Source organism: Acidovorax soli (genome assembly GCF_014207955.1).
Classification (GTDB): domain Bacteria; phylum Pseudomonadota; class Gammaproteobacteria; order Burkholderiales; family Burkholderiaceae_C; genus Acidovorax; species Acidovorax soli_A.
In genome coordinates this window covers 1-13,291 of record NZ_JACHLK010000030.1, presented here as the reverse complement: position 1 = coordinate 13,291, position 13,291 = coordinate 1, and the positions used below count along the sequence as shown (strand labels likewise).

Genomic DNA, 13,291 nt, shown 5'->3' with positions numbered 1-13,291 from the left:
TTGCTGCAAAGCCCAGCGCAGCGGTCCTGGCTAGGCGCTCCGCCGCAGACAGTGCTGGAAAGTACGGCAAGGCGGAGCAACGGCGCCAGGAGGGGCTTTTTAGCGACTCCTCCTATTCGATCTTTGCGCCGGAGGCTTCCACGATGCCCTTCCACTTGGTGTAGTCGGTCTTGAGCAGCGTGCCGAACTGGGCGGCCGACATGGCTTCGGGCTCGGCGCCCTGGGCATGGATGGCCTCCTTCATCTCGGGCGTGGCCAGCAGCTTGTTGATCTCGGCATTGACCGTGGCGACCACGTTGGCGGGGGTGCCGGCCGGGGCGAACACGCCATACCAGGTGCTCACGTCAAAGCCCTTGAAGCCCGATTCGGCCACCGTGGGCACATCGGGCAGGGAGGAGCTGCGTTTGGCCGAGGTGACGGCCAGGGCGCGCAGCTTGCCCGACTTGAGCTGGCCCATGGCCGAGGGCACGGACGACATCAGCAGGTCCACATTGCCGGCCAGGGCGTCCATGAGGGCGGGGTTCGAGCCCTTGTAGGGGATGTGGCTGAGCTTCACGCCCGCAGCCTTCTCGAACAGGTCGCCCGCCAGGTGGATGGAGGTGCCGTTGCCGGGCGAGCCGTAGGTGACGGTGCCGGGCGCTGCCTTGGCGGCTGCGACCACATCGGCCAGGGTCTTGTACTTGGAGTTGGCGCTGGTGGCGATGACCACGGGCGTATAGGCCACGTGGGCCACGGCGGTCAGGTCCTTGGTGGGGTCCCAGGGCAGGTTCTTGTAGAGCCAGGGGCCGATGACCAGGTTGTCCTTCTGGCCCATCACCAGGTCATAGCCTGTGGGGCCGGCCTTCACGGCTTCGCCGATGCCGATGGTGCCGCCCGCGCCGGCCTTGTTGTCGGCCACCACGGTCCACTTGGCGCTCTCGGTGAGCTTGGTGGCCACCAGGCGTGACAGGATGTCGGTGCCGCCGCCCGGTGGGAAGGGCACGATCAGGCGGATGGGCTTGTTGGGGTAGCCGGCGGCCGGTGCGGGCGCCTGGGCATGGGCGGTGGCACCCAGGGCAAGGGCCAGCGCACTGAAGGAAATCAGGGTGCGAATCATGGTGAAAGATGTCTCCGTCGGTTCAATGGGGGAGCCGCCACGGCGGGCGTGCTCCACTCTGCCGGTCTGGGCCAGCACCTCGCCATGATCGCCGATACGGCGGGGGTGCTGCCTTGCCAATGCGGGGTGGCAGCATCGCGGGTGGCGATGGCAGGCCTCGGTACTGATCAGAGGCGTTCGAAGATCGCGGCAATGCCCTGGCCGCCGCCGATGCACATGGTCACCAGCGCATAGCGGCCTTGCACGCGTTGCAGCTCGTGCAAGGCCTTCACGGTGATCAACGCGCCCGTGGCGCCGATGGGGTGGCCCAGCGAGATGCCCGAGCCATTGGGGTTGACCTTGGCCGGGTCCAGGCCCAGGTCCTTGCTCACGGCGCAGGCCTGGGCGGCAAAGGCCTCGTTGGCCTCGATCACGTCCAGGTCGGCCACCGTGAGGCCGGCCTTCTTGAGCGCCAGCTGCGTGGCCGGCACGGGGCCGATGCCCATGTACTTGGGGTCCACGCCGGCATGGGCATAGGCCACCAGGCGGGCCAGCGGCTTGGCGCCACGCGCCTTGGCGGCGCCGGCTTCCATCAGCACCACGGCCGCGGCCGCGTCGTTGATGCCCGAGGCATTGCCGGCCGTCACCGTGCCGTTTTCCTTGGCGAACACCGGCTTGAGCTTGGCGAAATCCTCGAGCGTGGCGCCGCTGCGGAAATGCTCGTCGGTGGCGTACTGCACATCGCCCTTCTTGCTCTTCAAGGTGACGGGCACGATCTGATCCTTGAAGTAGCCCGCCGCCGTGGCGCGCTCGGCGCGGTTGTGGCTTTCCACGGCCAGCTTGTCCTGCTCTTCGCGGCTGATGCCCCACTTGGCGGCGATGTTCTCGGCCGTCACACCCATGTGGATGGTGTGGAAGGGGTCGTGCAGCGCGCCGATCATCATGTCCACCATCTTGGTGTCGCCCATGCGGGCACCCCAGCGGGTGTTCAGGCTGGCGAACGGGGCGCGGCTCATGTTCTCTGCGCCCGCGCCAATGGCCACATCGGCATCGCCCAGCAGGATGGACTGGCTGGCGTTCACGATGGCCTGCAGGCCCGAGCCGCACAGGCGGTTCACGTTGTAGGCGGGCGTGCCTTCGCCGCAGCCGCCGTTGATGGCGGCCACGCGCGACAGGTACATGTCCTTGGGCTCGGTGTTCACCACATGGCCGAACACCACGTGGCCCACATCCTTGCCTTCCACGTTGGCGCGCGCGAGCGATTCGCGCACCACGAGCGCGCCCAGTTCGGTGGGCGCAATGTCCTTGAGGCTGCCGCCAAAGGTGCCGATGGCGGTGCGCACTGCGCTGACGACGACGACTTCACGGGTCATGGGGGTCTCCTTGGATGGATTGGGGAAAAATTGAGTGGGATGCGAAAACGGGGGGCCAAGCAGGGCGCGCTACAAGCCGGTGCCCTCATGGAACTGGCTTTGCCAGACCACCGGGGGCGTCCCCCTCTGGGGGAAGACGTGAAGCGGCTCAGGGGGAGTCATGCCTCGCGTACGTCAGCTACGGGGTTGGTGCCGAAGTCTGCGCGGTCCAGCCAGGCGAGCACGCGGGTGGCGGCATCGGCGGGCGATGTGAGCTGGCCACCCGTCTTGAGGTTGGCGAAATTCTGGCGGTCCGGGAAAGCCTCGGGAGGGGCGCCGCGCAATTGCACCTGCATATCGGTGTCGATCACGCCCGGAGCCAGCGAGCATACCTTGGCGCCGTTCGGTTTGTGGGCTTCGTCCAGCGCCACGCAGCGCGTGAAGTGGTCCATGCCGGCCTTGGCCGCGCAGTAGGCGGCCTGCGAGGCCATGGCCTTGCGGCCCAGGCCCGAGGAGATGTTGAGCACCTTGCGCGCTGCGGTCGTCCAGCCTTCGGTGGCGCCCAGGAAGGCGGCCGTGAGCTGCATGGGCGACTCCAGTCCCACGCGCAGGGCGTTGGCGAGGTCGGCGGCGTCGCTGCCCGACAGCGGGGCGATGCGCGGGATCACGCCGGCGTTGTTGATCAAGGTGGCGCTGGCAAAGCGGCCCGGGGCCTGCGCGGCCAACCAGTCGGCGAGGCGCTTGGCGGCCTGCTCGCCCTGGGCGAGGTCCAGTTGCCACTGCTCGAGCGTGGCGCCCGAGGCCTTGGCTGCGGCGGTCAGGGCGTCCTGGCTGCTGCGTGCCAGGCTGACAAGGGTGTTTGCGGGGCTTTGCAGCAGTTGCTGGGCCATGGCCAGGCCCATGCCGCGCGAGCCGCCGGTCAGGATGAAGAGGTGTTGTGGGGTTTGGGACATCCCGCCATCGTACTGCGCCCCACCACCCTCAGGGTGTCTCCGGCGATTCGAGGGCTGCCAGCAGCACGGCCAGCTTGGCGTCGAGCGCTGCCAGATCGGCCGCTTTCATCGGTGCCAGGATGCGGTGCTCGTTGGCCACATGGGCCTCCACGGCCCGGTCGATCAGCGCCAGCCCTGCAGGGGTGAGCTGCACCAGCATGCTGCGCGCGTCCTCGGGGTTGGGCAGGCGCGCCACGAAGCCGCTGGCTTCGAGCTTGTTCATGCGGTGGGTCATGGTGCCCGAGGTGACCATCAGCGTGGAGAACAGCGTGGTCGGTGCCAGGCAGTAGGGCGCGCCCGAGCGGCGCAGCGTGGCCAGCATGTCGAACTCCCAGAAGCTCAGGCCGAACTCGGCAAAGGTCTCGTCCAGCCGGCGCTGCAGCAGGGCAGCACAGCGTTTGATGCGGCCAATGGGGCCCATGGGGCCTACGTCCAGGTCGGGGCGCTCGCGGTGCCATTGGGCCAGGATGGCGTCCACGGCATCGGGTGGGGCGGAGGGTGTGGGCATGGCAATGCAGATTGTCTTGATTTCAAGATTTTATGGTACAGTGATTTATCTTGAATTAAAGATAAAATCATGACCGAGACACCTTCCCGCGTCGCCTGGGGCGATGTACTGCTCACCGCGCTGGCCCCCGCCATCTGGGGCTCCACCTACATCGTCACCACCGAGCTGCTGCCGCCGGACCGGCCCTTCACGGCCGCGCTGCTGCGCACCCTGCCTGCCGGCCTGCTGCTGGTGCTGTGGTGCCGCCAGGCGCCGGCCTTGCGCGATGGCCGGGGCTGGGCGCGCCTGCTGTTGCTGGCGGCGCTCAACCTGGGGGTCTTCCAGGCGCTGCTGTTCGTGGCGGCCTACCGCCTTCCGGGTGGGGTGGCTGCCGTGGTGGGCGCCGTCGGGCCGCTCTTGATGATGGGCCTGACCTGGGCGGCGGACCGCCGCCGGCCACCGGCCCTGGCCATGGTGGCGGGCGCGCTGGGCGTGGCCGGCATGGCGGCGCTGCTGCTGTCGCCCGGCGCCGCCTGGGACATGGTGGGCGTGGCGGCTGCGTTCATCGGCACGGTGTGCATGGCGCTGGGGACTTTTCTTGCCCGGCGCTGGCAGTCGGGTGGGCTACCGGTGCTCGCCTTCACGGGCTGGCAACTGCTGGCCGGCGGGCTCATGCTGCTGCCTGTGGCTTGGGCGGTGGACCCGCCGCTGCCCGCGCTCACGGCCACGCAAGTGGGCGGATACGCCTACCTGAGCATTGCGGGGGCGTTGCTGGCCTATGCGCTGTGGTTCCGCGGCGTGGCGCGGCTGCCTTCCATCGCGGTGTCGTCGCTGGGCCTGCTGAGTCCGGTGGCGGCCGTGCTGCTCGGCTGGGCGCTGCTCGGGCAGGCCTTGCGCGGCACCTCGCTGGTGGGCGTGGTGGTGGTGCTGGCCAGCATCCTGGCCGTGCAGTGGGCCATGGCGCGGCAGGCCGAGCGCGGCTAGAAATCAGGCGCCAGATGAAATGCCAAGGGCTCACCCGATGCAGGGTGCGCCAGTGCCAGCTCGCTCGCATGCAGCAGCAGGCGCGGCGACCGGGCCAGTGTGGCCGCGTCGGCATACAGCGCATCGCCCAGGATGGCATGGCCCAGGGCCGCCAGGTGCACGCGCAGCTGGTGGGTGCGGCCGGTCACGGGTTCGAGCAGCACGCGGGTGGAGTTGGCTGCATCGTCATGGGACTGCAGACACCAGCGCGTCAGGCTGGGCTTGCCGAGCGCCGCGTCGATCACGCGCAGCGGGCGGCGTTCCCAGTCGGCGGCGATTGGCAGATCGATCTCGGCCCAGGTGCCTGCGCCAGGCGGCTGCATCTGCCCCTGCACAACGGCCACATAGCGCTTGTGCACCTGGCGCTCGGCAAAGGCCTGGCTCAGCGTGCGCTGCGCATCGATATGGCGGGCCATGAGCACCAGGCCTGAAGTCGCCTGGTCCAGCCGGTGCACGATGAGCGCGCCGGGCCAGTGCTGCTGCGCGCGGGCGCTCAGGCAGTCCTGCTTGTCGGGTCCGCGGCCGGGTACGCACAGCAGGCCGGCGGGCTTGTGCAACACCAGGATGTCGGCGTCCTCGTAGAGGGCCTGCACAGCCAGTGGCCCCTCAGCCGGCAGCATGGCCATGGATGAGCCGGTGCACCGTGGCCACCAGTTCTTCCACATCGTTGGGTTTGTGGATCAGGGCGCTGGCGCCTTCAGCCATGGCCGCCTGCTCGATTTCGGTGGTCACATAGCCCGAGGCCAGGGCCACCGGCAGGTCGGCGCGGATCTGGCGCGCTTCGCGCACCAGGTCGGTACCGACAAAGCCGGGCATGTTGTAGTCGGTCACCAGCAGGTCATAGCGCTGCGGGTCGGCGCGCAGCGCTGCGCTGGCTTCATGCGGGTCGGTGTAGCCGCTCACCTCGTAGCCGCGCCGGCGCAAGAGGCGCTGCACCAGGAAGACCAGAGCCTGGTCGTCGTCCACGTACATCACGTGGGGCTTGCGCTGGTCGGCCTGCGCCGTGGCCAGCGGCGCGGGGGCCGGGGGCGGCATCACTGGCGGCGCGGTCTCGGTGCCGCCGGGCGCCACGGGGAAGTACAGCGTGAAGCGGCTGCCATGGCCCGGAATGCTGCTCACATCCACCGCGCCTTCGTGCGTGCGCATGACGCCGTGCACCACGGCCAGGCCCAGGCCCGTGCCCTGGCCCACGGGCTTGGTGGTGAAGAAGGGTTCGAAGATGCGCTGCAGGGTGGCTGCGTCGATGCCAGGCCCGCTGTCGCGCACCGTGAGCGCCACGTAGTGGCCCTCTGCCAGGCCCAGGCGTTCACCCAGGCGCTGGTCGGGCTGCACCGCAGTGGCTTCCACATGGATGCTGCCGCGCGCACTGCCGATGGCGTGGATGGCATTGGTGCACAGGTTGAGCAGCGCCTGCTCGACCTGGGTGGCGTCGGCGAGCACCGGGGGCAGGTCCAGTTGCAGCTGCATGTGCAGCTCGATGGCCGGGGGCAGGGTCACGCGCAGCAGGCGCTCGGTGTCGTGCACCACTTCCACCAGCGGCACGGCCGTGCGCTGGGGCGGCTCGTTGCGGCTGAAGGTCAGGATCTGGCGCACCAGATCGCGCGCCCGGCGCCCGGCCTTGTCGATCTCGCGCAGGCTTTCGAGCGCGGGGGAGCCCGGCGCGCAGTCGGCCTTGGCCAGCTCGACGTTGCCCAGGATGGCGCCGAGGATGTTGTTGAAGTCGTGCGCGATGCCGCCGGCCATGGTGCCCACGGCCTGCATCTTGTGCGACTCGCGCAGCTGCGCCTCCAGCTCGCTGCGGTGTGCCTCGGCCTTCTTGCGGCCTGTGAGGTCGCGTGCGAACACGGTGGTGGTCTCGCCCTCGGCGTGGCGCTCGAAGGAGACGCTTACCTCCACGGCCAGCTCCTTGCCACCCGCCGTGAGCGCCGTCATCTCGCCCAGCATGGCCTGCGTGGTCAGTTGCGCAAAGGTCAGGCCCTGCGTGGCCCCGGGCAGGAAGCGCTCGAGCGGGCTGCCCAGCGCATCGCTGGCGCTGCACTGGAACAGTGCTGCCGCCGTGGGGTTGAACACGGTGATGCGCTGGTGCTGGTCCACGCAGACGATGGCGTCCAGGGCGGAGTTGATCACCGCTTCCAGCCGCTTCTCGCTGGCGTACAACTGCTCGTTGCGCTGCTGCAGCGCCTGTGCGCTGTGCTGCAGCGCCCGGCGCTCGCTGAGCAGCGGGCCCTGGTCGATCACCGCGCACAGGTACTGCGACACAGGCGGGCCACCGCCGGCCTGGGGGGCCTCGATGTGGGCGATGTGCAGGTCGCCCTTGATGCGCACTTCCTCGCCGATGTCGAAGACCACCTCGGTCACTTCGCTGCGCCCCAGGTTCTCGGCCTGCGCGAAGGCGTTGTTCACGCGGTCCACATCGGCCGCACTCACGAAGGGCATGAGCGCCGTGAGCGGCCGGTCGCGCTCCGTGGGCTGGAAGGAGCGGTGCGCCATGGAGTTGGCCTGCACCACCATGTCGTGCTCGTCGATCACCATCAGCGCCAGCGGCATGCTGGCGAACAGGGTCTCGAAACGCTCCGAGGCGCTCTCGGCCACGGCCTGGCTGTAGCGCAGCACCTTGTTCTGGCTTTCGAGCTCGGCCTGGTAGGCGCGCAGCTCGGCCACCAGGCCCTCGGCCGGGCTGCCAGTGGACGCGGGGGCAGCGCCACCCGCTGCCGCACCGGCTGCGGGTGGACGCCGGGAGGGGTCCAGGAAAGACAGGTCCGGTTCACTCATGGACTGGGGCAATCGGCAAGGCGGCACCGCGCGATGGGGAGGGGAAAACAAGTGTAAGCCTCCCGAAGCCCCCATACCGCGCATGGAAGGGGTGATTGTTGATGGATTGCGAACAATCCTTTTCCCCGGCGGGCCTTACCGAACAGCGCCCCCTTCCCTACAGTTCACCCATCGGCATTGCGATGCCGTCCCTCCAACACCCAAGACCACATTTCAGGAACCAGGGCCATGACCACAGCCGACCACACCACCCTTGCTGCCAACCCGCTGCTCGACAAGCTGCAATGGCGTTACGCCGCCAAGAAGATGGACCCCGCCAAGAGCGTGCCGGCCGACAAGGTCGAGCGCATCCTCGAAGCCGCGCGCCTGGCACCCACCTCCAGCGGCCTGCAGCCCTTCGAGATCATCGTGGTGACCGACCCCGCCGTGCGCGCCCGCATCCAGCCCATCGCCTGGAACCAGGGCCAGATCACTGATGGCTCGCACCTGCTGGTCTTCGCCGCCTGGGACAACTACACGGCCGAGCGCATCAACATGATGTTCGACCTGACCAACGAACAGCGCGGCTTCAAGAACGAAGGCTGGGAAAACTACCGCCAGATGCTGCTCGGGATGTACCCCCAGCGCGATGCCGAAGTGAACTTCCAGCACGCCGCCCGCCAGGCCTACATCGGCCTGAGCGCCGCCCTGATGGCTGCGGCCTTCGAAGGCGTGGACTCGACGCCCATGGAAGGCTTCGATCCCAAGGCCCTTGATGAGATCCTGGACCTCAAGGCCCGCGGCCTGCGCAGCGTCGCCATCCTGCCCCTGGGCTACCGCGCCAGCGAAGGCGACTGGCTGGTGAACCTCAAGAAGGTGCGCCGCCCGCGCGAACAGTTCGTCACCGAAGTGTGATGAAACACCCGGCCAGGGCCCGCAAGGGCAGGCCGGAACCGGTTGCATATCTCTCTCCTCCGCCGTCTTTCTTAGAGCCTGTTTACGATCTTTTCGGCCCTGAAAAGATCGTAAACAGGCTCTTAAAGACGTTCACCCGCCCTCCACGCAAGTGAAGGGCGGTTTTTTCGCTCAGTTCGCAGGCCGGTGCGCATCGTTGACCTGGCGCAGTGGCGTCAGCACAAAGGCCAGCGCCGCCAACACCACCAGCGCACCGCCGCTGGCGGCGAACAGCTGGGCCAGCGTGATGCTCTTCATGAGCCAGCCCGTCACGGCCGCCGAGATCGGCGCCAGGCCCATGAAGATGAACATGAACAGGCTCATGGCCCGGCCGATGAGCATGGGCGGCACGCGCTGCTGGATCCAGGTGAACACGCGCACCTGCATGAAGCCGCCGAGCAGGCCGATGGCGAGCATGAGCCCTGCGCCCTGCCACACGGCCGTGACCATGCCCATGGGAATGAACAGCAGGCCGATCACGGCGTCGAACGCGAGGATGGTCAGCCCCAGGCTGCCCCAGCGCAGGCGCGGGAACATGCCCGAAGCCACCATGCCTGCCAGCGTGCCCGCCCCATGGGCGCCCAGCATGGTGCCGAAGGCCGCAGCACCCAGCGTGGGCGTGCTGCTGGCCAGCACCGGCACGGCAATGTGGATGGGACCCATGATGAACAGTGCAATGGCGCTCCAGTAGAGAAAGCAGGTGCGCAGTTCCGTGTCGCGCCAGAAATGCACGAGACCCTGGGCCACCGAGGCCAGCACGGCCTGCGGTGCGCCCTGCGGCGCAGAGGTGGTGTCCGTGAGGGGTTTCACCTGTGCCAGTGTCCAGGCCGAGATGCCGAAGCTCAGCGCATCGAGTGCGAACGCAATGCCGATGCCCGTGGCATTGGCCCGCGCATCCGCACCGGCGCTGCCGTCGCCGAACAGCGCGATCAGCAGGCCCGCGAGCAGGGGGCCGAGGAACATGGTGAACTGGCGCAGCCCCAGGCTGATGCCATTGGCGGCCTGCAGCTGTGGGCGCGGCACCACGTGCGGCATCATGGCCGTGCCGGCCGGGATGCTGAAGGCCGTGGCCAGGCCGATGGCCAGCGACAGCGCATACACCATCCACAGCGTGAGCGTGCCCGTGAGCACCAGGCCGCTGAGCAGGGCCAGCAGCACCAGGTTGACGTACTTGGTGAGCATCAGCACCTGCTTGGGCGAATAGCGGTCCACCAGGGCGCCGCCGACCAGGATGAAGAGCGCGCGCGGCACGCTCATCAAGGCCAGCACGGTGCCCAGCACCAGGGTGTCGCCTGTCATCTGCAGCACCAGCCAGGGCAGGGCGATCAGGGTGAACTGGTCGCCCAGCATGGTCAGGGCCGAGCCGCCGGTCAGCCAGCGGAAATTGGGGTCGCGCCAGAGTGCAGCGTTCGGTTTCACGTCAGTTCTCCACGGCGCTGCGCGCCACCCACAGAGCATGGGACTGGCGCGAAGCGCCTCAGGGGGTGTTTCTTTTCAGTGGGCATGGATGGGTTCTCCAGAAGAAGGGGGAGTGCGGTGGCGGTGTCCGTTGAGGAGCGCGCCGATGGCGGTGAAACGGACCAGGAATTGGTAACTCAGCAGGCACACGGCCGTGGTGGCGGCGATGTTGACCAGCATCTTGGCCAGTGCCGGCATCGGCAGGCCGTAGAGCAGCGCGCCAAAGCCGATGGTCAGGGGCATGTGCACCAGGTACACCCAGTAGGAGCTGTCGGCCAGCCAGGCCAGCCAGGCATGGCGGCCCTGCACATAGCGCAGAAAGAGGCCGATCAGCGCAAAGCTCCACAACCAGGACGCGGTGTTGTAGACCAGGGCAATGGTGAACAGCAGTGGCTGCGGGGTGGCACCCGCTTGCGTGGCGGTCTCGCTCAGCACGCCCGTGGCCAGGAACAGGGCGAAGGCCGAGGCCTCCGGGTGTGCCTGCGCCTCCATGAGGATGCCCGTGAGCAGAAAGCACACGCCACCCGCCGCCGCATACAGCGGCCAGTGCCGCAACCAGTGGGCGAACAGGCGCTCACGCAGCAGGTACACGCCGGTGCCGAAGCCGAAGAACAGGCCGTTGTGCAACCATTCGGCCAGTGGTGGCAGGAAGGCGCCGCTGGGGGCCAGGATCCCGTTGGGGTAGCGGCTGCCCAGCCAGGCCAGTGGCAGCGCGAGCACCAGGGCGCCCCAGGGCGACTCGCCCAGGTGCGTGACGGCCGCCGCCAAGGCGGCATGCACGCGGCCCGGTAGCCGGATCAGGGCCCAGTGCAGGGGCACCGCGAGCATGCAAAACCACAGCAGCAGCCACAGGAACCACAGGTGCATGGTGGATGGGCCCTCGGGCACGCCGGGGCGCGGTTGCAGCAGGCTCCGGTCGAGGCCCCATGTCCCGTGCGCCATGCGGTGCAGGAACAGCAGGGCCAGCACCGCGCACGCGGCGTACAGCACGGGCCAGAACACCGCGAAGGGCAAGGCCAGCCGGCGCAGGCGGTGGCGCAGCATGCCGCGCGCTCCCCGGCGTTGCACCAGCAAGGCCACGAAGAAGCCTGCGAGGATGAAGAACACCGGCATGCGGAATGCATGGATGAACGCCATGAGCAGGTCGGCTACCGGGGTCGAACGGTCGTCGTGCCAGGGCAGGGGCGATGGGGAGACCAGGTGGATCACCGCCACGTGCAGCACGATGCCCAGCCACATCATGGTGGCGCGCAGGTTGTCCAGGGCGTGCAGGCGGTCGGCGGGATGGAGGGCGTCGGCGGATGTCATGGTCGGTCCAGAGGAAGCTCTGGGGCCGACTGTAGGCCCTCACGTTGCGTGAGGGTCAAGCGTTTTTCAGCGCTTTTTGGGCAGGCCGGATGCCTGCTCTGCCGGGGCTGCCTGCGCCAGCACCTCCAGCAGGTAGTTGCGCACGGCCTGGCTCAGAGGGGAGCCGGCGCGCAGCAGCGGTTCCTGCGCCGATGCCGTGAGCAGCTTTTCGCGCAGCACGGGGTCGTGGCCGGTCAGCTGTCCGAACAGGGCATCCCAGCGCAGGGCCGCCGCGACCGCTTCGGGATGGCTGGAGGGAGCGCCATCGGCCAGCAAGCGCTGCACATCCTGCTCCAGTTGCTCCCATTGCGTGTAGGGCACATGCCCGAGCCGGCGCAGGTCGTCGCGGGTCAGGTACTTGTCGAGCAGGGCCATGCGCATCTTGATCGCCGTTTCGACGAACTCGATCATGTCGCCCGGCGGCGCATGGTTGCGTCCCTGGGTGCTGGGTTCGGTGCGGAACATGTGGCCCCAGCGGTCGAGCAGGTCCAGATCGCCCCTCATCCAGTGCAGCATGAGCGCCATCCACCGGTAGGCCAGGGCCTGGACTTCGGGGCTGTCGGGGGGCTGCTGGCGGTCCATGGCGCTGCGCACCAGGTCCTTGATCACCAGCCAGTCGGCCTCGATCAGGTTCCAGTTCGTGAAGATCAGTTTGAGTTCGGCCGCGCTGAAGTACTTGCCGTAGGTCGTCATCAGGGCGAGGGCTTCGAGCCAGTTGCCCATGTCGGGCTCGGCCCCGGCCATCAGGCCGTCGCGCAGCATGGTCAGGCGAGCGCGCAGCTCGGTGGCTTGCGTGATCTGCTGGTCGAGCGCTCGGATCTGCTGGCCGATGATGCGCTCGGGGGCCATGCCTTCGCCGACCAGCAGGTCGCCGATGTCGCTGAGCGCCAGCCCCATCTGGCGCATGGTCTGGATGCCGTGCAGGCGCTGCACGTCGGCCTGGCTGTACAGGCGGTAGCCGGCCTCGGAGCGGCCCGAGGGCGCGAGCAGCCCGATCTCGTCGTAGTGGTGCAGGGTGCGCACCGTGAGGCCGGTGCGGCGGGCCAGTTCACCGACTTTCAGCAGCATGTGCACGGAATGGGTGAATGAATGGCCCGCGCACTGGTCCACTTCTTCTTACTATTACTTGCCGACAGAAATCAGCTCGATCTCGAAGTTCAGCGTGGCGTTGGGCGGGATCACGCCGCCGGCACCGTTGGCGCCGTAGGCGATGGCCGGTGGGCAGGTCAGCTTGGCCTTGCCGCCGGGCTTCATGCGCTGCACGCCTTCGGTCCAGCAGGGGATCACGCGGTTGAGCGGGAACTCGATGGCTTTGCCTTGCCTGTAAGAGCTGTCGAACTCCTTGCCATCGGGGAAGGTGCCCTTGTAGTGGACCTTGACGGTGTCGGTGGCCTTGGGCGATTCGCCGGTGCCGTCCTTGATCGATTCATAGACCAGGCCGCTGGAGGTGGTGATGGGCTTGGCTTGTTGGGCCATGGCGGCGGGAGCGATGGCGAGGGTGGCGAGCAGCAGGCACAGGGTGTGGCGCAAGGGGTTCTCCTTCGAGTATTTCAAACAGGCGCGATCTTAGTCGTGTTCTTGTCGGTGTCCGTTCTCTGTTGTTTCGGTGGTTGCTGCTGTTTCTTTGCCGAGGGCGGAGGCCGGGATGTGCGCCCGGCGGCGCACCCACCTTCTTTTGCGTCGCCAAAAGAAGGTGGGCCAAGAAAAGGCGACCCCCAGTCTGCGTCCCCCATCGCCCTGTCGGGCGCTGGGGGCAACCTGCGATGCTCGGATCTGGGGTGGGCGTCGATGAACTTATATGGACGCCTCCCGTGTGGCAAGCGGGTTTTGGAGTTTCTGACGTGGCGGGTTC

12 protein-coding genes are annotated in these 13,291 nt (G+C 68.1%); 2 read left to right on the top strand and 10 right to left on the bottom strand.

Annotated elements, in window-relative coordinates; translation table 11 throughout:
• Positions 1 to 112: 112 nt before the first annotated feature.
• The 4 genes from HNP48_RS34060 to HNP48_RS34045 form a co-directional block, all read right to left on the bottom strand.
• Positions 113 to 1,096 (bottom strand): tripartite tricarboxylate transporter substrate binding protein, encoded by a 984-nt coding sequence (locus HNP48_RS34060; protein WP_184865873.1) that lies wholly within the window; start codon positions 1,094 to 1,096, stop codon positions 113 to 115.
• 167 nt (positions 1,097 to 1,263) lie between these two features.
• Positions 1,264 to 2,448 carry a beta-ketothiolase BktB gene (gene bktB / locus HNP48_RS34055; protein WP_184865871.1) on the bottom strand — a complete coding sequence of 395 codons (1,185 nt, stop codon included), beginning with the start codon at positions 2,446 to 2,448 and terminating at the stop codon, positions 1,264 to 1,266.
• A 158-nt stretch (positions 2,449 to 2,606) separates the two neighbouring features.
• Positions 2,607 to 3,380: an SDR family NAD(P)-dependent oxidoreductase gene (locus HNP48_RS34050; protein ID WP_184865869.1), complete on the bottom strand. Its 774-nt coding sequence runs from the start codon at positions 3,378 to 3,380 to the stop codon at positions 2,607 to 2,609.
• 28 nt (positions 3,381 to 3,408) lie between these two features.
• A complete protein-coding gene (locus tag HNP48_RS34045; RefSeq protein ID WP_184865867.1) occupies positions 3,409 to 3,927 on the bottom strand; it encodes a MarR family winged helix-turn-helix transcriptional regulator in 519 nt (172 codons plus the stop codon).
• 69 nt (positions 3,928 to 3,996) lie between these two features.
• On the opposite strand from HNP48_RS34045, the gene HNP48_RS34040 reads away from it, so the two are divergent.
• Entirely contained in the window at positions 3,997 to 4,890 is an 894-nt protein-coding gene (locus HNP48_RS34040) for an EamA family transporter (RefSeq protein WP_184865865.1), read from the top strand.
• On the opposite strand, the gene HNP48_RS34035 is transcribed toward HNP48_RS34040, so the two are convergent.
• Both HNP48_RS34035 and HNP48_RS34030 read right to left on the bottom strand, forming a co-directional pair.
• On the bottom strand, positions 4,887 to 5,549 hold the full coding sequence (locus HNP48_RS34035; protein WP_184865915.1) for an RluA family pseudouridine synthase: 663 nt from the start codon (positions 5,547 to 5,549) through the stop codon (positions 4,887 to 4,889). The two genes, HNP48_RS34040 and HNP48_RS34035, sit on opposite strands and share 4 nt — an antisense overlap.
• Complete coding sequence (locus HNP48_RS34030) at positions 5,536 to 7,701, bottom strand: ATP-binding protein (RefSeq protein ID WP_184865863.1); 2,166 nt, start codon at positions 7,699 to 7,701, stop codon at positions 5,536 to 5,538. The genes HNP48_RS34035 and HNP48_RS34030 overlap by 14 nt, the downstream gene beginning before the upstream one ends.
• A gap of 228 nt (positions 7,702 to 7,929) precedes the next feature.
• Here HNP48_RS34030 and HNP48_RS34025 point away from each other — a divergent pair, with 228 nt between their 5' ends.
• Positions 7,930 to 8,595 (top strand): NAD(P)H-dependent oxidoreductase, encoded by a 666-nt coding sequence (locus HNP48_RS34025; protein ID WP_184865861.1) that lies wholly within the window; start codon positions 7,930 to 7,932, stop codon positions 8,593 to 8,595.
• A 171-nt stretch (positions 8,596 to 8,766) separates the two neighbouring features.
• Here HNP48_RS34025 and HNP48_RS34020 read toward each other — a convergent pair whose 3' ends face one another.
• The 4 genes from HNP48_RS34020 to HNP48_RS34005 form a co-directional block, all read right to left on the bottom strand.
• Positions 8,767 to 10,092, bottom strand: a complete 1,326-nt coding sequence (locus HNP48_RS34020) for an MFS transporter (RefSeq protein ID WP_184865859.1) — start codon at positions 10,090 to 10,092, stop codon at positions 8,767 to 8,769.
• A 36-nt stretch (positions 10,093 to 10,128) separates the two neighbouring features.
• Positions 10,129 to 11,400, bottom strand: coding sequence for an acyltransferase family protein (locus tag HNP48_RS34015; protein WP_184865857.1), 1,272 nt, complete (start codon positions 11,398 to 11,400; stop codon positions 10,129 to 10,131).
• A gap of 66 nt (positions 11,401 to 11,466) precedes the next feature.
• On the bottom strand, positions 11,467 to 12,507 hold the full coding sequence (locus HNP48_RS34010) for a MerR family transcriptional regulator (RefSeq protein WP_184865913.1): 1,041 nt from the start codon (positions 12,505 to 12,507) through the stop codon (positions 11,467 to 11,469).
• Between the two features lie 54 nt (positions 12,508 to 12,561).
• A complete protein-coding gene (locus tag HNP48_RS34005; protein WP_409362597.1) occupies positions 12,562 to 12,915 on the bottom strand; it encodes an FKBP-type peptidyl-prolyl cis-trans isomerase in 354 nt (117 codons plus the stop codon).
• Positions 12,916 to 13,291 lie beyond the last annotated feature (376 nt).